This window comes from Reyranella sp. GW821-FHT12G01, assembly GCF_058806575.1.
Genome location: NZ_JBXAPV010000001.1, coordinates 1,179,922 through 1,199,339 on the forward strand (window position 1 = coordinate 1,179,922; position 19,418 = coordinate 1,199,339).

Here is a 19,418-nt window from a genome sequence, read left to right on the forward strand (position 1 = left end):
GGGTTCTCCCAAATACACTACAGGCCGGTCGATGGACCGGCGCCGCCCTTGGCCCTGAAGCTAGGAACGCACGCCCCCGGAGTCAAGGAGGCGAGGCATAAGGCATTGATTTGTCTAGGGTTTCTGCGGAAATCTCCATGAGCCGCGGGGCCGCCGTCCACAGCAGGAAGGCCCGGATCGGGCGCCCCGGATAGATCTGCTGCAGCAGCGCCCGGTAGAGCGCGAGCTGGCGGCGATAGGACAGCGCCACGCCATCGGCCGAATCGGGCGGCGGACGGTTGGTCTTGTAGTCGACGATCAGCACTTCGTTTGGCGAGACCGCCAGCCGATCGACCTGGCCGCTCACGGTGAAGGTGCCGCGCGCCGTCTTTACGGTGCCGATCAACGGCACCTCCGCGCGCGATCCCTCGGCGAACAAAGCGGCATGCGCCGGCGCCTCGGTGACGGCGAGCGCTTCGGCGGCCCAGCTCCCGATATCCTCCGGCGCGAGCTCATGCGCGGGCTGGGCGAGGAATCGGCGGGCGGAGTCGGCGCGCGCCGCATTGGGTAGGCCGGGAAGGTGGCGCAGCAGATCGTGTAGCAGCAGGCCGCGCTGCCAGCGCCGGGGATCGTCGGCGAGGAGCGGGCTGTAGGCGCGCGGTTCGACCGTCGCCTCGTCCGGCAGCGGCTGCGAGGGCGCGAGCGGCGCGGGCGGATCGGGCTCCTCGGGCGCCGGCTGGCCCCACCAGGGCGGCAGCGGCGCCTCGTCGGCGATCGGCAGCTCGGGCTGCTCGGCCTCGACGATGCGGCCTTCATTGGTCAGCTCATAGCCGTCGCCCGACCAGCCGCCGATCGCCAGCATCGGCGTGAAGTCGAACGCCTTGGTGACGGCGCGAACGCGCGGCGCGCCGGCCGGCATCTCTGCTTCGGTGCTGGCGCGCAAGCCGGTCTCGATGCGTTCGTACCAGCAGCCGCGATCGGGCTTCTTCGATCCGATCCAGCCGCCGACATAGAGCCGGTCCTCGGCGCGCGTCATGGCGACGTAGAGCAGCCGGTTCTGCTCCTCCAGGGAGCGGTCGCGCGCTTCGGTCCGCCAGGCGCGCGCGGCATCGTTGGCGTCGTCGGTGCGCGGCAGCCAGAGGCGCGCTTCGCCCTCGGCGCCCGCGAGCAGGCGCTCGGAGGTCTGCGGTACGCGCGTCGTGTCGGGCAGGTAGACGATCGGCGCCTGCAAGCCCTTGGAGGCATGCACCGTCAGGATGCGCAATTCGCGCCGGCGGTTCTGGTCGAGGTCGCGCTTGATCTCGCCGCCGCCCGTCTCGAACCAGCGCAGGAAGCCCTGCAGCGAGCCGCCCTCGATTCCCTGGTACTGGAGCGCGCGGGCCAGAAGCTCGTCGATCGGATCGGAAGCCTCGCGGCCGAGCCGCTCCAGCAGCCGGCGACGTCCGCCCTCGGGGCCGAGCACGCGGGCGAAGAAATCGAACGGCGTTCCGTAGTCGGCGCGGCGCAGCCAGTCGGCCAGGATCGCATGGGCGTTGGCGAACTCCGGCTCGGCGCGGCGCGCGCGGAGCGCGCCCCATAGATGGCCGGTGCGCTTCCAGGCCAGGGTGAAGAGCTGCTCTTCCTGAAGACCGACCAGCGGCGATTTGAGGAGTGCTGCAAGGTTGAGGTCGTCCTGAGGCAGCAGGACGAAGCGCGCCATTGCCAAAAGATCCTGGATCGCGAGCTCCTGGCCGAGGTTGAGACGGTCGACGCCCGCCACCTCGACGCCCTCGCGCTTCAGCGCGCGCACCAGCGCGTTGACGAACTCGTTGCGCCGCCGCACCAGCACCATGAAATGCCCGGCGTGCAGCTTCTCGCCGTCGCGCGCGCGGCGCTCCGTGCCGATCAGGCCCTTGGCGTGCACCGCGATCAGCCGCGCCAGCCGCTCGTGCGGCAGGTCGTGCGCCATGCCGCCGCCGCTCACGTCCGTCGTGTCGGCCTTGTCTTCAGAGGCGGCGACCAGCGGCCACAGCTCGACCCGTCCGGGCTCGCTCTTGCGGCTGGGCACATGATTCACGTCACCCGGTTCGGCGACGCCCTTCGCGGCCTCGATCTCACCGAACACCCAGTCGACCGCGTCGAGCACGGCCGGCGTCGAGCGGAACGAGACGTTGAGGCCGACCGGCACGAAGACGCGGTCGGCGACGCGGCTGCGGTCGCCAAACCACTCGCGCATCTCCTTCAGCTTGCGCGGATCGGCGCGCTGGAAGCCGAAGATCGACTGCTTGGTGTCGCCGACCGCGAAGATGGTCCGGCTGCGACCGACCGCGCCGTCGCCCACGAAGAATTCCTCGGTGAGGCGGCGGATCACCTCCCACTGGTCGGGGTTGGTGTCCTGCGCTTCGTCGACCAGCACATGGTCGATGCCGCCATCGAGCTTGAACAGCACCCAGGCCGCGCTCTCCGCGCTTTCCAGCAGGCGACGCGTGGCGACGATCAGGTCGTCATAGTCGAGCACGGCGCGGCGGCGCTTGGCGCGGGTGTAGCGCTCGGTGACGTCGAGGCCGAGCCGCAGCAAAGCGAGCGTGCGTTCGACCAGCGCCGCGCCGTTGATGCGATCGAGGACCGCCGCCAGCCGCTTGGCTTCGCGCAGCAGCACGTCCTCGATGTTGGGCATCTCGGCGATCGCGGCCTTGGTCGCGAGCCGCGCCAGGATCTCGCCCTTGGCGGTGAAGAAGGCGCCGGCATAGTCGGTGAGCATCGCGGGCCGGTCTGCCGCGGCCAGCCACTCCGCGATCGTCGTGCTGCGTGCCTTGTCCTGCTTGCCGCCCTTGGTGAGCGCGCGGGCGGCTTCGCGAAGGGCCACCGCATCGAAGGCCGAATCCAGGCAGGCGGCGGTGGTGAGGCTGTCGGCCGTATCGTCGACCTCGCAGCCCATCTCCTTGGCCAGCCGGGCGCGGACCCTTTGCAGGCCGGCTTCGTCACCGATGCGCGCCAGCAGCCACGCCCGTTCGCTCAGCAACCGGGTCATCAGCTCGGCATACTCGGCGATCGACACCTTGTTCGCGACGGAGGCCAGCGCGGCGGCGAGTTCGGGCGGTGCGTCGCTGCGCGCCAGCGCCTCCATCTGCTCGTCCTGCACGCGACGCAGGATCGTCTGGGCCTCGGCCTCGTCCAGGATCTCGAAGCCCGGCGCGACGCCGGCCTCAAGTGGGAAGCGCTTCAGCAGCGCCTGGCAGAAGGCGTGGATGGTGAGGATGTTGATGCCGCCCGGCGCGTCGAGCACGCGCGCGAACAGGCGTCGCGCCACCACGCGCTCCTTCGCGCCCGGTGGGCGGTCGATCATCCTGGCGACTTCCGCGTCGAGCCTCGCTTCGTCGGTCAACGCCCAGCGGCCAAGCTGATGAGCCAGGCGATTGCGCATCTCCGCCGCCGCCGCCTTGGTGAAGGTGAGGCAGAGGATGCGCTCGGGCTTCACCTCGTTCAGCAGCAGCCGCGTCACGCGATCGGTCAGCACCTTCGTCTTGCCGGTGCCGGCATTGGCCTCGACCCAGGCCGAGTGATCGGGCGTGGTCGCGCTTCGTTGCGCGTTGGTCGCCAATGCGAGGGCGTCTAAAACGTCGCTCATTCCTCGCCTCCGCCCGCGGTCGACCATTCGGCGATGCGTTCTAGATGGGCGTAGTCGTTGAAGTGCGGGCCGTAGGCCGGCCACGGCAGCGCGGCATAAGGCGTGGTCGGATTGGCGAAGTGTTCCGCCATCTTCTCGACCAGCGCCATCATCTCGGCCACGAGCTCGTCGCTGCCCTTGATCTCGCTCACCTTGCCGCCGTCGCCCAGGCCGTTGGCCTGCCAGTAGGAGAGGTGCACGGTCTCGGCCTTGCCCGTGACCTTCTCGAAGCCGCCGCGCTCGGCCATTGCCGCTTCGAGAAGAAGCTGTGGCGCAAACAGCGCATCGAGCTCGTCCTTGGTCGGCACGCGTCCGGTCTTGTAGTCGATGATCTCCCAGACGCCGTCACCGAGATCGTCGACCCGGTCGGCGCGCGCTTCGATGCGCAACGGGCGCGAGGCCGGTCCGACGGTCATCGCGGCATTGCTCTCGCTGGTCAGCAGCCTGGTGCCGTTGGCGCGTCGCGCATTCTCGTGGGCGACGAACCAGCGGGCGAGGCGCTGGAAGCGCGGCCACCAGAAGGCGCGTTCCGCCGGCGCTGTGAGAAGATCGGCAAGATGCTTCTCACCCAGTTCCTCGAACTCGCGCACGGCATCGGGCGGAAGCACGCCGGAGGGATGCGCCTTCAGGAATTCGTCGAGCGCGTCGTGCAGCGCATTGCCGCGATCGGCCGCGCCCAGCTCGGCTTCCAGCGGCTCGAGGGCTTCCAGTTCCAGGATGCGGCGCGCATAGAGGCCGTACGGATCGCGCCGCCACTGCTCGACGCTGGAGACCGACAGGCGCGTGGGCCGCGCCTCGACCGGCGGGCGTGGTTCGGGCCGCGACCACGGTTCGTATTTGTCGGGCCGGTCGATCGCTTCCGCCCAGGCGACGAAGCTGCGCCGGCCGCGCTGGATGTATTCCGGCACCGGCGCACTGCCGCCGGGCTCGTAGCCGAACAGGGCGTCGAGGCGCGCCAGCCAGCGCGACGGCACGGTGGGCGCGCCGCCTTCGCGCTCGGCCCGCGTCATCAGCACGCGCTCGGCGCCAAGGGCCGCCACAAAATCGTGCGCCGACAGGCCGATGCGCCGTTCGGGTTGCTGCAGGCCGAGCTGGGTTCGCATCGGGCGGTTGATCCACGGGCCGGTTTCGACGGCAGGCGGCCAGGTGCCTTCGTTCAGGCCGCCCAGCACGAGGAGGTCGGCGCGCTGCAGACGGGCTTCGAGCGGGCCCCAGATCGACAGGCGCGGATGCCGTCCGAAGGCCGGCCGGATGCTCTCCGGTTCCAGCATCGCGGCGAACAGGCCCGGCCATTCGCCCGATGCGATTGCGGGCTTGTCCGTCCAGGCCGTGCGCAGGCGGCCCAGCGCGTCGGCCAGTGTACTGCCGGCTTCGCCGGACCAGAGCGTCTCGGGCGGCGAGATCTTCTCCGCCGCGGCGACGGTCGCGTCGATCAGCAGGTCGGGCGTGGCGTCGTCCTGCATCAGCGCGACCAGCGGCGACGTCGCTTCTTCCAACTGGTCGATCAGCGTACGCACCGCGGCGCGGTCGGCGGGATCGCCGAACTTCGCCTCGTCGACACGGGCGCGTATGGCCGCGAGGCCAGGCGCCGGCTTCAGGCCGCGCAGGCACTTGCGGTCGAGCCGTCGCGTTGCGTCCAGCACGAAGGCGCGGTCGTGACCCAGGGTGCACAGCGGATGCTTGAGCAGGGCCAGCAGCTCGACCGGTGCGAAGCCCGCGTCGACGGTCGCGATCAGCTCGTGCAGGAGACCGGCGGGCGCGGTGTCGGCGAGCGACGCGCCGGCCGAATCGTCGATGTCGATCTGCCAGCGCTTCAGCTCGGCGGTGACCCTGCGTGCAAGTTCGCGATCGGGCGTGACGAGGGCCGCCGTGCGCGTCGGCGTGTCGAGCACGCTGCGCAGCGCCAGCGCCACGACCAGCGCCTCCTGGTGAGGCGTGGCGCAATCGGCGCGCGTCACATGCTCGAGCGAGGCGGCTTCCGGCCTGACCCAGGATTCGCTGGTCTCCGCCGGCCGCATCAGTTCGCTCAGCAGCAAGTGACGCGCCGATCCGCTCGCGGCGCCCGGCCATTCCTGCACATCGGCGCGGGTCTGCCCAAGCGCGCCCAGCAATTCGTGCAGGCCATATTGCGGATGCGACTGGTCGAGCGCGGTCCAGCTCGCCTCATCCATCTCCTTGTCGAGGCCGGGCAGGACGACGGCGCCCTGCGGCAGCTCGGCGATGGCAGCCAGCAGGTCGCGCGTCGCAGGTTGCGAGCCGGTCGAACCCGCCGCGATCACCGGCGTCGAAGGAGGCTTGGCGCGCCAGCGGGCGGCCTGGTTGCGGATGGCGAGCGTGCGCCGCTCGATGGCGTCGATCCGGCCACGCTCCTTCAAGAGTTGCGGCCACGCTTCGCCCACGATGGCGAGGAATTTCAGGGTGCGCTGCCAGTGGCTGGCGAAGTTGCCCTCGACCAGCCCTTCGAGCTGGCCGAACGACACGCCTTCGATGGCGAGTTCGTCGAGCAGGCGGCCGAGTTCACGCGCGAGCTTCAGGGCCTGCGCCGCCGACTGCGCAATCGGATGGCCCTGATCGTCCTTGAAGGCCGCGACGAACCGCGCGAGCAGCGCCTCGCGCTCGGCCGTGTCGATGGCGGGCGGCAGGGTGAGCGCATCGCCGTCGCCGGAGGCGATCTCCCATTCGCCGTCGTCGACGTCGCCCAGCGGGGCCATGCGCGGCAGGATCGTCGGCGTGCCGTCGGCGGCGCGCAGGAAGGCTTCGCGCAGGGCGCGCACCGAGCGCCGTGTCGGCAGCAGGATCAGCACATCGGCGAGCGCCAGCGGATCGCCGCCATGCTCGGCCAGCACCACCCGCGCCAGCTCGTCGGCGAAGCGCCGCTCCGTGCCGATGGTGTAGAGGCCCTTCATCCCAGCACGCGCTCGGCGGCGGCCAGGGCTTCGGGTGTGCCGACATGGAACCAGTCGCCGTCATGTACCAGGGCGAACAGGCGACCGGCCTGCTCCGACCGGTTCCATAGTTTCAGCAGCGAGAAGGGGCCTTCCGGCGAGCCGTTGAACAGGCGCGAATCGCAGATCGAGATGCTGGCGAAAAGATACGGCGCGGTCTCGGCCGTGCCGCGATGACGGGCGTGACCATCCGGTTCGAGATAGTAGTCGCCGCGATCCTTCTCCTCGCGACCGATCGCGGTGGCCAGCGGATGGAGCAGCAGCAGCGCGTCCATGCGGTTGGGATCCCAGGCGGCGGCGAGGCGGCCCAGCATCGACTCCGGCCCATCGCGCCACAGCCCGTCGCCGTTAAGCACGAAGAACGGAGCGTTGCCGAGCAGGGGCAGCGCATTGCGCACGCTGCCGCCGGTTTCCAGCAGATGATCCTCGCGGACGATGCGGGCTCGGCCGCCCACGCGGTCGGCGATCTGGTTGCCGAGGTGATGGACGTTCACGACGATGTTCTGCACGCCCGTGCGCTGCAGGCGATCCATGCTGCGTTCGAGCATCGAACGGCCGGCCACCGGGATGAGCGGCTTCGGGATCGAATCGGTGAGGGGCCGCATGCGCTCGCCGCGGCCCGCCGCTAGGATCATGGCGCTGCGGATCACGAGCCGGCTCCGATGCGGCGCAGTTCCGGCGGCAGGGTGCGATCGATCCAGATGCGCAGCGGCGTCAGTGCCTCGTGCTGCAGGGCGCGCTCGAACATGCGCCAGACCCGCGGCAGGTATTGCAGGTAGTCGGGCTTGCCGTCGCGCCGCAGCAGGCGGACGAACACGCCGATGATGCGCGCATGGCGCTGCGCGGCCATCAACGCGAAGCCGGTGCGGAAGCCGGCGGCATCGGCGATGCCCGCTTTGGCGATGTAGCGGTCGAGACAGGCGGCGTGGACGGCGGGCGCCACGTCGCGGCGCGCATCCTCGATCAGCGACACGAGATCGTAGGAGGGGTGGCCACGCTGGGCGTCCTGGAAGTCGAGCAGGCCGCACGCCTTCACGCCCGGCCGTCCCGGCAGCCACAGGAGATTGTCCTTGTGATAGTCGCGCAGCAGCAGCGTCTCCGTCATGACCGGGAGTGCGGCCAGGCATTCGCGCCACGCCGCGACATAGCTTTCGATCTCTTCCGGCGGCGTCGGCTTGCCGGTCGCTTCGGCGAGATACCATTCCGGCAACAGCAGCGCGGCTTCGATCAGCGCGTCACCGGTATAGGCGCCGAGGCCGGGCACGAGGCTGCGTTCGCCAGCGCGATAGATCTCGACCAGCACGTCGGTGGCGCGGCTGTAGAGTTCGCCCTCGTCGCCACCGGCTTTCAGCACGCGCGCGTAGGTATCGTCGCCAAAATCCTCCAGCAGCAGGAAGCCGTGCTCGACATCCTCCGCGAGGATCTCCGGCGCGCTGAGACCGAGTGCGATCAGATGGCGGCCGATCTGTACGAACGGCCGCACATCCTCCTGTGGCGGCGGCGCATCCATGACGACCGCCGAGCCGCGCGGCCGGCTCAGCCTGAAATACTTCCGGAACGAGGCATCGCCCGCCAGCAGGCGTTCGCCGGCATCGCCCCAGCCGGCGCGGTCCACGAACTCGGCGCGCAGCAGGTCGCGTTCAGACTTCGCCAAAGCGGGATTCTCCTTCCAGGGTGACACGCCGGCCGTCGCCCTCGACCGACAGGCTGATGGTGAGCCGCTCGCGCGGCAGCAGCGGGCCCAGGCGCTCGGCCCATTCGACGAGGGCCACGCCGTCGATGCGGGCTTCCTCCCAGCCCAGCTCGAAGACCTGCTCGGGCTCTTCCAGGCGGTAGAGGTCGAAATGCCAGAAGCTGCCGCGAGCGGTCTCGTAGACCTCGACCAGGGTGAAGGTGGGGCTGGGCACGATCAGCGCCGGCTCGCCCGCGGCGGCCCGCAGGATGGCGCGCGCGAGCGTCGTCTTGCCGGCGCCGAGGCCGCCTTCGAGCGCCACGACGTCGCGCGGCTTCAGGCGGGCGGCGAGCGCCGCGCCCAGCCGCTCGGTCGCGGCCTCGTCGGGAAGGGACAAAGAAAAAGTCGGCATCTTTCGATGCCGACTTCTTAGCATGGCCCGCTTGTGGGCCGTTGCGGATCGCCCAGTAGCGGTACTAGTAGCGGTACAGGTCGCCCTTGAACGGGCCGGCCTCGGGCACGCCGATGTAGGCGGCCTGGTCGGGGCGGAGCTTGGTCAGCTTGGCGCCGACCTTCTCGAGGTGGAGCGCCGCGACCTTCTCGTCGAGGAACTTCGGCAGCGTGTAGACCTGCTTCTCGTACTTGCCCGGGTTGGTCCAGATCTCGATCTGGGCCAGCGTCTGGTTCGAGAACGAGGCCGACATCACGAAGCTCGGATGGCCCGTGGCGTTGCCCAGGTTCACCAGGCGGCCTTCCGACAGCACGATGATGCGCTTGCCGTCGGCGAACTCGACCTCGTCGACCTGCGGCTTCACGTTGTGCCACTTGAAGTTCTTCAGCGCCGCGATCTGGATCTCGGAGTCGAAGTGGCCGATGTTGCAGATGATGGCGCGATGCTTCATCGCCTTCATGTGCTCGAGCGTCAGCACGTCGACGTTGCCGGTGGCGGTGACGAAGATGTCGGCGCGCGGGGCGGCGTCTTCCATCGTCACGACCTCGTAGCCTTCCATCGCCGCCTGCAGGGCGCAGATCGGATCGACCTCGGAGACCATGACGCGGCAGCCGGCCTGGCGCAGCGAAGCGGCCGAGCCCTTGCCCACGTCGCCGAAGCCCGCGACCATCGCGACCTTGCCCGACATCATGACGTCGGTGCCGCGGCGGATGCCGTCGACCAGCGACTCACGGCAGCCGTAGAGATTGTCGAACTTCGACTTGGTGACCGAGTCGTTGACGTTGATGGCCGGCCACAGGAGCTTGCCTTCCTTCGCCATGTTGTAGAGGCGATGGACGCCCGTGGTCGTCTCTTCGGTGACGCCGCGGATCGACTTGCCGAGCTTCGCGTACCAGCCGGGCTTTTCCTTGTTGGTCTTGAGGATCGCCTTGTAGAGGACTTCCTCTTCCTCGTTGGTCGGCTTGGCGACCAGCGACGGATCCTTCTCCGCGCGGGCGCCGAGATGGACCAGCAGGGTGGCGTCGCCGCCGTCGTCGAGGATCATGTTCGGCTCGCCGCCGTCACCCCATTCGAAGATCTTGTGGGTGTAGTCCCAGTATTCCTCGAGGCTCTCGCCCTTGATCGCGAAGACCGGCGTGCCGGCCTTGGCGATCGCCGCGGCGGCATGGTCCTGCGTCGAGTAGATGTTGCACGAGGCCCAGCGCACGTCGGCGCCCAGCGCCTTCAGCGTCTCGATCAGCACGCCGGTCTGGATGGTCATGTGCAGCGAACCGGCGATGCGCGCGCCCTTGAGCGGCTGCTTGGGGCCGTATTCCTTGCGGATCGACATCAGGCCCGGCATCTCGGTCTCGGCCATGTCGAGTTCCTTGCGACCCCAGTCGGCGAGCCCGATATCCTTGACGATGTAGTCCTGAGCCATGTGGCGCTCCTTGCTGTGCCGGTTTCGGCAGGCGGCGAAATGTGAAAAGCGGGCGTGTCATAACAGCGGCGCGGGACCGCCTCAACGCGCGGGATCAACATATAAGCAAGAATTTATGTCGGTATGCGCAAGCCTTTATGCGCAGGCCGCGAGCGGCTTAATCCTCGCCGAATTTGCCTTCGACCAGCGTCGAAATGGCGGCCAGGGCATCGGCGGCCTGCTTGCCCGTGCACACGACGTCGATGGCGCTGCCGATACCGGCCGCCAGCATCATCAGGCCCATGATCGAGAGGCCGGACACTTCCTGGCCCTTGAAGGAGACACGGACGACGGCGTCGAACTGGCCGGCGGTGCGCACGAACTTGGCGGCGGCCCGGGCGTGCAGGCCGCGCTTGTTGGCGATCGGAAGGGTGCGTTTCAGGGCGCCGATGCTGGCATCCGCGCTGGCGCCCGAGGCTGCGTCGCTCACGAAGCTTCCTTGGCCAGGATGCGCGAGGCGACGGTGATGTATTTGCGGCCGGCTTCCTGCGCCATGCGCACCGCCTCGGCGATCGGCCGGGTGCGGACGCTGGCGAGCTTCACCAGCATCGGCAGGTTGACGCCGGCCAGCACCTCGACCCGCGCCTGCTCCATGATCGAGATCGCGAGGTTGGAGGGCGTGCCGCCGAACATGTCGGTCAGCACGATCACGCCTTCGCCCGTCTCGCAGGCCCGAACGCGTTCGAGAATTTCACCGCGCCGCTTTTCCATGTCGTCGTCGGCGCCGATGCAGACCGTCGACAGGCATTGCTGCGGCCCGACGACATGCTCCAGCGCGGCTTTGAATTCCTGCGCCAGATTGCCGTGAGTCACCAGTACGATACCAATCATGCTTTCGCTCTACCCTGCGCCACCGGCCTCCCCGGCCGCCCCGACGTCCCGGTGCGAGAGAGTGACGGAGCGGCCTGCGCTTCGCAACCAGTCTGCAAGCTCCTCCGCCAGGGCCACGGACCGATGCTTGCCGCCGGTGCAGCCCACCGCAATGGTCAAATAGGCCTTGCCCTCTGCGTCGAAACGCGGCAGCAGCGGCCCGATCAGGGCCTGCAGCCGGTCGACAAACGGGCGGTAGTCGGGATCGGTTGCGATGAACGCCGCCACGGCGGGATCGCGGCCGGTCAGCGGCTTCAGGGTGGGTTCGTAATGCGGGTTCTTGAGGAAGCGCGCGTCGAACACCAGGTCGGCCTCGCGCGGCAGGCCGCGGCGGAACGAGAAAGACATCACCGAAATCCGCGTGCCGACGCTGCGGCCGAGCCCGAAATGGCCGGCGAGGATCTGCTTCAACTGATGCGGCGAGAGGCCTGAAGTGTCGAGGCAAAGGTCGGCGAAATCGCGCATCCCGCCGATCTGGCGGCGCTCCTCGGTGATGCCGTCGATGACGGGGCGATCGGGCGCCAGCGGATGGGGGCGCCGCGATTCGGTGTAGCGCCGCCGCAGCGTCTCGGTGTCGGCTTCGAGGAACAGCAGGCGCACCGCCAGGCCGGAATGTTGCCGCAGCTCCTCGACCTGGGCCACGAGGTCGCGCTTGTTGAAACCGAAGGTACGGGTGTCGACGCCGATCGCCAGCGGCGGCGCCTTCTCGCCGCGTTCGCCGCCGGTCGAGCGCATGAGATCGTGCAGCAGCGGCAGCGGAACGTTGTCGACGGCGACATAGCCCAGATCGTCGAGCACGTTCAGCGCGGTGGCCCGGCCGGCGCCCGACAGGCCGGTCACCACGACGAACGGGCGTCGCGTGTCCTGTGCGGTGACGGAGTCGGGCAGGGCGGGGCTGTCTGGCATGTGCGAAGCGCCTCGATCATGCCGCCCGGATTTGAGCGAGAGCAAGGCGCAACTTTGCAGAGGCGGAGGCTTCGAACGGCGCCAGGGACATAAGCGGCAGGTCGACTCCCAACAGAGTCTCGCGCGCCGGATCGGGCAGGCGTTCGATGCGCTCGGGCGACACGAGGTCGACCAGCAGGGCGATCCGGACCCGCGCGAGAAGCTTGGCGCGATCGAGCTTCACGATGCCAAGGCCACGCACTTCCAGAAGGCCCGAAATCGTGCCCGGCGACGTGCCGACCAGCGTGCGGCCGCGTTGCTCCAAGGCGGTCTGGTCGTCGGCGATCAGTCTGGCGCCCGAGTCGATGAGACGGAGGGCGAGGTCGGATTTGCCGGCGCCGGAGGGCCCGCGCAGCAGGACGCCGCGCCAGCTTTTGCCGCCGGCCTGCAGGGCGATGCAGGTCGCGTGGACGTAGGTCGTGACCGTGATGGTCACTTCCGGCCGCTGGCCGAGGGCAGCCGGACCGTGAAGCGGGCGCCCAGGATCCTGCCGTCGGGGCTGTGCCGGTTGGTGGCCGCGATCGTGCCGCCATAGGTCTCGACGATCTGGCGGCAGATCGAGAGGCCGAGGCCGGAATGCTGGCCGAAATGCTCGACCGGGCGCTCGGAATAGAAGCGCTGGAAGATCGATTCGAGATTGTCCTCGGGGATGCCCGAGCCTTCGTCGTCGATGGTGACGACGAACGGCCCGTTGCGCGGCTCGCGGGAGAGTTCGACCACGATGCGCGAGCCCTTGGGCGCGAAGGAGAGGGCATTGTCGATGACGTTGCGGAACACCTGCCCGTAGCGGCCGTCATGGCCGTGCGCCACGAACGGAGGATTGGCGGCGACGCGATACTCGACCTCGACGCCCGACTTCTGGTTGGCCGTCACCGCGTAGTGATGGACCATGTCGCGCAGCAGCTTGTCGAGTTCGACCGGCCGCACCTCGCCGCGCATCAGTTCGGCATCGAGGCGCGAGGCGTCGGAGATGTCGGAGATCAGCCGGTTCAGTCGGTTGATGTCGTCCATGACGATGGCCATCAGCTTGGCGCGCCGTTCGCCATCGAGATTGGGATGGCCCGCCATCTCGATGGCCGAGCGCAGCGAGGTCAGCGGGTTCTTGAGCTCGTGCGCGACGTCGGCGGCGAAGCTCTCGATGGTGTTGATGCGCAACCACAGCGCCTCGGTCATCGAGCGCAGCGCGTCGTTCAGGTCGCCGATCTCGTCGCCGCGCTTGCCGAGATCGGGAATCTCGGGCCGGCTTTCGCGGGCAAGACGAACCTCGTCGGCGGCGCGGGCGAGACGCACGATTGGCTGCGTGATGGTGCCGGCGAGATAGAGCGACAGCAGCACGGTGATGCCGAGCGCCGCTGCTGCGATCGTCAGCATGTCGTAGCGGACCTCGCGCAGGGACGCCGCGATCGCGCGATTGTCGCGCGTCAGCAGCAGCGCGCCCAAGACCTGCTTGTAACGCTGCACCGGCACCGCGGCGCTCAGGATCAGCCGTCCATCGCCCGCGCTGCGCACCGCCGAGGCATTGAAGCCGCGCAAGGCGCTGGCCGCTTCAGGGAAGTCGCGCAGGGTCGGGACCGGCTTGTCGATATATTCGGGATAGTGATCGACCCGCGAGAGCTGGCGGGCGATCCAGTCGCTGATGCGGTCGCCGATATTGACCTCGGCGACTTCACTGGTGACCGGCATCTCGGGCGGCGGCAGCGGCACGACATGGATGCGGCCCACCTCGTTCAGCATCGCCGAATCGCCTAACAGCTCGCCGGTCTCGCTGAACAGGCGCGCCCGCACGCCGGTGGGACGGACCAGGCGCGTCAGCAACTGGCGCGCGGCGTCGGCATCCATGCGGTTGACCGTGGTCTCGCCGCCGACCACCGCGACCTCGCCGATGCCGGCGGCCACCATCTCGCCCTGCACCAGTAGCGAGGCGAGCTCGGCGTCGATCAGCTCCTCTTCGTAGTCGCTGAGATAGACGGCACCCAGGGTCAGCAAGGCCACCGGGATCAGATTGAGCAGCAGGATGCGTCTCGTCAGCGGCGAGTGGCTGCGCCCAACGCTGCGGCGGCGGCGCAGCAGCGATGGCGAATCGGCAGCACTGATCGTCGCCGGTGCCTTGCGCACCGCGCGCGGAAACCATCGGCCGAGCGCCGTCGCGATCCGGGAGCTTAAAGTCTGAGGCCCGAGCGGATGCGGCGAGGGCTCAGGAGTCGCGGTATCGGTATCCGATGCCATAAAGCGTTTCGATCTGCTCGAACTCGCCATCGACTTCGCGGAACTTGCGGCGAACCCGCTTGATGTGGCTGTCGATGGTGCGGTCGTCGACGTAGATCGTCTCGCCGTAGGCCGCGTCCATCAGCTGGTCGCGGTTCTTCACATGGCCGGGCCGCTCGGCGAGCGACTTGAGCAGCAGGAACTCGGTGACCGTGAGGTGCACCTCCTTGCCCTTCCAGGTGCACTGGTGACGACTCGGGTCGAGGACCAGCTCGCCGCGCACGATGCGCTCGGCAGCGGCTTCGCCCTTGGCGCCACCCACGTCGGCGCGGCGCAGCACGGCGCGGATGCGCTCGAGCAACAGGCGCTGCGAGAAGGGTTTCCGGATGAAATCGTCGGCGCCCATGCGCAGGCCCAGCACCTCGTCGATCTCCTCGTCCTTCGACGTGAGGAAGATGACCGGGAACTGCTGGGTCTTGCGGATGCGGTTCAGGAGTTCCATGCCGTCCATGCGCGGCATCTTGATGTCGAAGATGCCGAGGTCGGGAGGCGATTGATTGAGACCTTCCAAAGCCGACGCACCGTCATTGTAAGTCTTGATCTGGAACCCTTCGGCTTCGAGCAGCATCGACACCGAAGTGAGGATGTTGCGATCGTCGTCGACGAGGGCGATGTTTTTGCGCACGGCGTAGCTTCTCCTGCAGCGGACAACGGCAATTCGACCATGCTATCACAGACCGGGCCGTCGCCGCCGCCTCCCCGGTCCACAATACTCAACGAATAATTGCGGCTTTTTTGATCCGAAAATGACCCAAGACGACATGCCTGGCACCGTGCGTGCCCTTCTGCGCGGCCTCGACCGGGCCTCCCTGGCCACTTCGCTGGCCGCCGAACCGGCCGGCTGGCCCTACGCGTCGCTGGTCCTGGTGGCGGTCGATCACGACCTGTCGCCGATCCTTTTGCTGAGCGATCTGGCCGAACATACCAAGGCCATCCAGGCCGACAGTCGCGTTTCCCTGCTGTTCGACGGCACCGCCGGGCTCGACCAGCCTCTGACCGGCCCGCGGGTGACGGTGCTCGGCCGCGCCGAACGCACGGCCGATGAACGACTGAAGGCGCGGTTCCTGGCCCGCCATCCCGACGCGGCGCTTTATGCCGGCTTCAAGGATTTCGCCGTCTATCGCGTCGCGGTCGAGCGGGCCCATCTGGTGGGCGGTTTCGGCAAGATCCGCTGGATCGATATGGCGGAACTGGCGTCGCCGCAGGCGCCCGGTCTCGCGGAGGCCGAGCCGGGCATCGTCAGCCACATGAACGAGGACCATTCCGACGCCGTCCAGCTCTATGCCGAGAAGTTGATCGGCCTGGCCGGCAGCGGCTGGAAGATGACCGGTATCGATGCCGAGGGCATCGACCTCCGGCTGAAAGGGCAGGTGGCGCGGCTGGGGTTCGACGCGCCACTGCAGGCCGCGAGCGAAGCGCGCAAGGTTTTGGTGGCTTTGGTCGGCAAGGCGCGCGCCGCCGGCTGAGGCCCCGCCGCCGGGCCGATTCGATGCCGCGGCGCAGCATTGCTTTCGCGACTGCGAAGTCTGATCCACATGATCCTCGGCACTAGTTTGTCGCAGGGCCTTGCCACTCTGTGGCCCTGCCAGTAGCGCATGGGGCAATAAACCTACGCCATTCGGATTAGCCGGAAAGCAGGAGAAACGCAGTGCATCAGGCGGGCTTCGTCGTACCGAAATTTGGACTGGAAGCGCTCGGGCTGAAGAACCTGAGCAACGTCTACTGGAACCTGCAGGTTCCCTCGCTCTACGAGGAAGCGGTCCGCCGCCGCGAAGGTGTCGTCGCCGATGGCGGCGCGCTCGTCGTGCGCACCGGCATCCACACCGGCCGCTCGCCCAACGACAAGTTCATCGTCGAGGACTCCGAGAGCAAGGGTCGCATCGACTGGGGCAAGACCAACAAGCCGATCACGCCCGATCGCTATCGCGCCCTCTACAATCGCATGATCGCCTACGCGCAGCGTCGCGATCTGTTCGTGCGCGACTGCTGGGCCGGCGCCGATCCCGCGCATCGCATCGGCGTGCGCGTGGTCAACGAGACGGCGTGGCACAATCTCTTCGCCCGCAACATGTTCCTGCGGCCCAAGCCCGAGGAACTCGAAGGCTTCAAGCCGGAGTTCACCATCCTGAACCTGCCGGGCTTCCAGGCCGATCCCAAGCTCGACGGCACCGCGTCGGACTGCGCCATCCTGGTGAACTTCACCGAGCGCGTCGTGGCGATCTGCGGCACCTGGTACGCCGGCGAGATCAAGAAGTCGGTGTTCACGATCCTGAACTACCTGCTGCCGGACAAGAACGTACTGCCGATGCATGCGTCGGCCAATGTCGGCCCGAAGAACGACGTCGCGATCTTCTTCGGCCTGTCGGGCACCGGAAAGACCACGCTGTCGGCCGATCCGACGCGCACCCTGATCGGTGACGACGAGCATGGCTGGGCCGAGGACAGCCTCTTCAACTTCGAGGGCGGCTGCTACGCCAAGGTGATCAAGCTGAGCCGTGAGGCCGAGCCCGAGATCTACGCCACCACCGGCCGCTTCGGCACGGTGCTCGAGAACGTCGTGCTCGATCCGGCGACCGGCCGTCTCGATCTCGACGACGGTGCCTATACCGAGAACACGCGCGCCTGCTATCCGCTCGACTTCATCCCGAACACCTCGACGACCGGCATCGCCGGCACGCCCGAGAACATCGTGATGCTGACGGCCGATGCGTTCGGCGTGCTGCCGCCGATCTCGCGCCTCTCTCCGGAGCAAGCGATGTACCACTTCCTCTCGGGCTACACGGCGCGCGTCGCCGGCACCGAGAAGGGCGTGACCGAGCCGCAGGCGACCTTCTCGACCTGCTTCGGTGCGCCGTTCATGCCGCGCCATCCGACCGTCTATGCGAAGATGCTGGGCGAGAAGATGGCCCGCCAGAACGTGAAGTGCTGGCTGGTCAACACCGGCTGGTCGGGCGGCGGCTTCGGCGTCGGCGAGCGCATGTCGATCCGCCACACCCGCGCGATGGTGCGCGCGGCGCTCGACGGCACCTTGGCCTCGGTCGCCTCGTCGACCGATCCGCACTTCGGCATGCAGGTGCCGAGCGCCTGCCCGGACGTGCCGGGCGACGTGCTCAACCCGAAGAACACCTGGAAGGACAAGAAGGCCTACGACAGCGCCGCGCGCGACGTCGCCCAGCGCTTCGAGAAGAACTTCCAGCAGTTCGAGAGCCACGTCGACGACAAGGTCAATAAGTCGGCGATCCGCGCGGCCGCCTGACCTCGCGAACGAGGCCACGCGAAACATCGCTTCGGCGCGGCGGACATTCTATGATGCCGCCGCGTGAGCCAGCTTAGCGACACACCCCTTGCTGCAGCGGTCGTCCGTCGGCCGTGGCGGCTGCCGTTGGTCGCCGCCCTGGCGCTGGCCTTCGTCTCACTCGCCCTGATTTCCGGCATCGCCTACATCGTGGTGCTTGCCGGTGCGACCGGCACCGCGGAGCGGCTGCTGGTCGACCGTGCCGCACGCGTGGTCGACGCCCAGGTGTCGCTGGTACGCAGCCGCCTCGATCCGGTGGGCGAGCAGCTCGAGCTGATCGCCGGGTTGGCTGCCGCGGGGCGCATCGATATCGAATCGCCCGTCGCGGTGCGCGAGATGCTGGCCGTCATGATCCAGCAGGTGCCCGCAGTGTCGGCCGTCGGCTTCGCGACGCTCGATCTTCAGCTCCATCGTGCGATCCGCGAGCCCGACGGACGGATCGAGCGCGACACGCTCTCGCTCGTCGACCAGCCGCAGGGCATGCAGCGTTTCCGAGAGCTCCAGACATCGCAGCACACCTTCTGGGGTGCGCTGTTCTGGAGCGACACGATCAAGCAGCCGGTGGTCAACGTGCGCACACCAGTGCGGCGCATCGACAATGCCTTCATCGGCGGCCTGATCGCCACGGTGGCGGTCGGCGATCTCTCCTATCTGATCGGCGATCCGAAGACCGGCGGCGACGGTCGCTATTTCATCCTGGTCGGCCGCGACAAGGTATTGGCCGCCCGACGCCTGATCGATCCGCGCGGGCTTGGCCTGTCCGAGCAGCGGCCCCTGCCCACGATCAAGGAAGTCGACGATCCGGTGCTGGCCAAGATCTGGGACCCGCCGGTGCGGTCGCCGCAGATCGACCGGGCGCTCGGTTCGCTCGGGCATGTCGTCGAGGAAGGCGGCCGGCGCTGGGTGTTCGTCTACCGCGAGCTGAAGCGATTCGGCCCCGAGCCCTGGCTGGTCGGGCAGTATTTCCCGATCGAGGACGCGACCGGCGATCTCGACCGGCTTACCAACGGCGCCATCGTCGGCGGCATCACCCTGGCCGTCGCCGCGCTGCTGGCGCTGGTCATGGGGCTCAGCATGGCGCGCTCGATCGGCACGCTCACGTCAGCGGCCGAGTCGATGGAGCAGCTCAAGTTCGACCAGCCATTCCACCGCCGGTCGCGCCTGCGCGAGATCGACGACGCCGGCCACAGCCTCGACAAGGCGCGCGGTGCACTGAAATGGTTCGGCGCCTACGTGCCGCACCGCCTTGTCTTCCAGTTGATGGAGATGGGCGAAGGCGCGGTGGCGTCGCGCCGGCGGGTCGTCACCGTGATGTTCACCGACATCGTGGGCTTCACGCCGCAGGCCGAGGAACTGCCCGAGCAGGAAACGGCCGACATGCTCAACCATCATTTCGCGCTGCTGGGCACCTGCATCGAGAACGACCAGGGCGTGATCGACAAGTATATCGGCGACTGCGTGATGGCGGTGTGGGGCGGGCTGTCGGCGATGGAGGATCACGCCGACCACGCCATCCATGCCGCGCTCGAAATGGGAAGGGTCGTGCGCGAGGACAACCGCCAGCGCATCGCCGCCGGCCACGCAGCCGTCCGCCTGCGCATCGGCATCCATTCGGGTCCGGTGGTGGTGGGCAACATCGGTGCGCCCGGCCGGGTCAACTACACCGTGGTCGGCGACACGGTGAACGTGGCGCAGCGCTTCGAGCAGCTCGGCAAGGAGTTCATGGGCGAGGACGAGGATGTGATCGTCCTGGTGAGCGGCGACACGATCGAGGCGATGAAGCACCCTGAAGTTCTAGGGAAATTGCCGACACCGGAATTGCGGCACGTGAAGGGCAGGGACGAACCCGAACAGGTCTATCGTCTCATGTGAGAAGGCGCTCGCGCTGGAC

General features: G+C 68.2%; 15 protein-coding genes. 3 read left to right on the forward strand and 12 right to left on the reverse strand.

Features of this window, described 5'->3' with window-relative positions:
* Positions 1–82 precede the first annotated feature (82 nt).
* From addA to AC1RP5_RS05880, 12 genes are all read right to left on the reverse strand, one after another.
* Positions 83–3,586: a double-strand break repair helicase AddA gene (gene addA, locus AC1RP5_RS05825; protein WP_493109654.1), complete on the reverse strand. Its 3,504-nt coding sequence runs from the start codon at positions 3,584–3,586 to the stop codon at positions 83–85.
* Positions 3,583–6,531, reverse strand: a complete 2,949-nt coding sequence (gene addB, locus AC1RP5_RS05830; RefSeq protein WP_493109655.1) for a double-strand break repair protein AddB — start codon at positions 6,529–6,531, stop codon at positions 3,583–3,585. The genes addA and addB overlap by 4 nt, the downstream gene beginning before the upstream one ends.
* Positions 6,528–7,220 carry a nucleotidyltransferase family protein gene (locus AC1RP5_RS05835; RefSeq protein ID WP_493109656.1) on the reverse strand — a complete coding sequence of 231 codons (693 nt, stop codon included), beginning with the start codon at positions 7,218–7,220 and terminating at the stop codon, positions 6,528–6,530. The genes addB and AC1RP5_RS05835 overlap by 4 nt, the downstream gene beginning before the upstream one ends.
* On the reverse strand, positions 7,217–8,224 hold the full coding sequence (locus tag AC1RP5_RS05840) for an aminoglycoside phosphotransferase family protein (RefSeq protein ID WP_493109657.1): 1,008 nt from the start codon (positions 8,222–8,224) through the stop codon (positions 7,217–7,219). The genes AC1RP5_RS05835 and AC1RP5_RS05840 overlap by 4 nt, the downstream gene beginning before the upstream one ends.
* Positions 8,211–8,654: a tRNA (adenosine(37)-N6)-threonylcarbamoyltransferase complex ATPase subunit type 1 TsaE gene (gene tsaE, locus AC1RP5_RS05845; RefSeq protein WP_493109658.1), complete on the reverse strand. Its 444-nt coding sequence runs from the start codon at positions 8,652–8,654 to the stop codon at positions 8,211–8,213. The genes AC1RP5_RS05840 and tsaE overlap by 14 nt, the downstream gene beginning before the upstream one ends.
* Before the next feature lie 64 nt (positions 8,655–8,718).
* Positions 8,719–10,113 (reverse strand): adenosylhomocysteinase, encoded by a 1,395-nt coding sequence (gene ahcY / locus AC1RP5_RS05850; RefSeq protein WP_493109659.1) that lies wholly within the window; start codon positions 10,111–10,113, stop codon positions 8,719–8,721.
* A 157-nt stretch (positions 10,114–10,270) separates the two neighbouring features.
* Positions 10,271–10,582 (reverse strand): HPr family phosphocarrier protein, encoded by a 312-nt coding sequence (locus AC1RP5_RS05855; RefSeq protein ID WP_493109660.1) that lies wholly within the window; start codon positions 10,580–10,582, stop codon positions 10,271–10,273.
* Positions 10,579–10,983, reverse strand: coding sequence for a PTS sugar transporter subunit IIA (locus AC1RP5_RS05860; RefSeq protein ID WP_493109661.1), 405 nt, complete (start codon positions 10,981–10,983; stop codon positions 10,579–10,581). The genes AC1RP5_RS05855 and AC1RP5_RS05860 overlap by 4 nt, the downstream gene beginning before the upstream one ends.
* A gap of 9 nt (positions 10,984–10,992) precedes the next feature.
* Positions 10,993–11,928: an RNase adapter RapZ gene (gene rapZ, locus AC1RP5_RS05865; protein ID WP_493109662.1), complete on the reverse strand. Its 936-nt coding sequence runs from the start codon at positions 11,926–11,928 to the stop codon at positions 10,993–10,995.
* A 16-nt stretch (positions 11,929–11,944) separates the two neighbouring features.
* The gene (locus AC1RP5_RS05870; protein ID WP_493109663.1) at positions 11,945–12,403 is read right to left on the reverse strand and encodes an HPr kinase/phosphorylase; all 459 of its coding nucleotides are present in this window, start codon (positions 12,401–12,403) and stop codon (positions 11,945–11,947) included.
* Complete coding sequence (locus AC1RP5_RS05875) at positions 12,400–14,082, reverse strand: sensor histidine kinase (protein ID WP_493109664.1); 1,683 nt, start codon at positions 14,080–14,082, stop codon at positions 12,400–12,402. The genes AC1RP5_RS05870 and AC1RP5_RS05875 overlap by 4 nt, the downstream gene beginning before the upstream one ends.
* Before the next feature lie 79 nt (positions 14,083–14,161).
* Positions 14,162–14,857, reverse strand: a complete 696-nt coding sequence (locus AC1RP5_RS05880; RefSeq protein ID WP_493109665.1) for a response regulator transcription factor — start codon at positions 14,855–14,857, stop codon at positions 14,162–14,164.
* Between the two features lie 121 nt (positions 14,858–14,978).
* Here AC1RP5_RS05880 and AC1RP5_RS05885 point away from each other — a divergent pair, with 121 nt between their 5' ends.
* From AC1RP5_RS05885 to AC1RP5_RS05895, 3 genes are all read left to right on the forward strand, one after another.
* Positions 14,979–15,698 (forward strand): HugZ family pyridoxamine 5'-phosphate oxidase, encoded by a 720-nt coding sequence (locus AC1RP5_RS05885; RefSeq protein WP_493109666.1) that lies wholly within the window; start codon positions 14,979–14,981, stop codon positions 15,696–15,698.
* Between the two features lie 182 nt (positions 15,699–15,880).
* On the forward strand, positions 15,881–17,488 hold the full coding sequence (locus AC1RP5_RS05890; protein WP_493109667.1) for a phosphoenolpyruvate carboxykinase: 1,608 nt from the start codon (positions 15,881–15,883) through the stop codon (positions 17,486–17,488).
* 63 nt (positions 17,489–17,551) lie between these two features.
* Positions 17,552–19,399 (forward strand): adenylate/guanylate cyclase domain-containing protein, encoded by a 1,848-nt coding sequence (locus tag AC1RP5_RS05895; RefSeq protein ID WP_493109668.1) that lies wholly within the window; start codon positions 17,552–17,554, stop codon positions 19,397–19,399.
* Positions 19,400–19,418 lie beyond the last annotated feature (19 nt).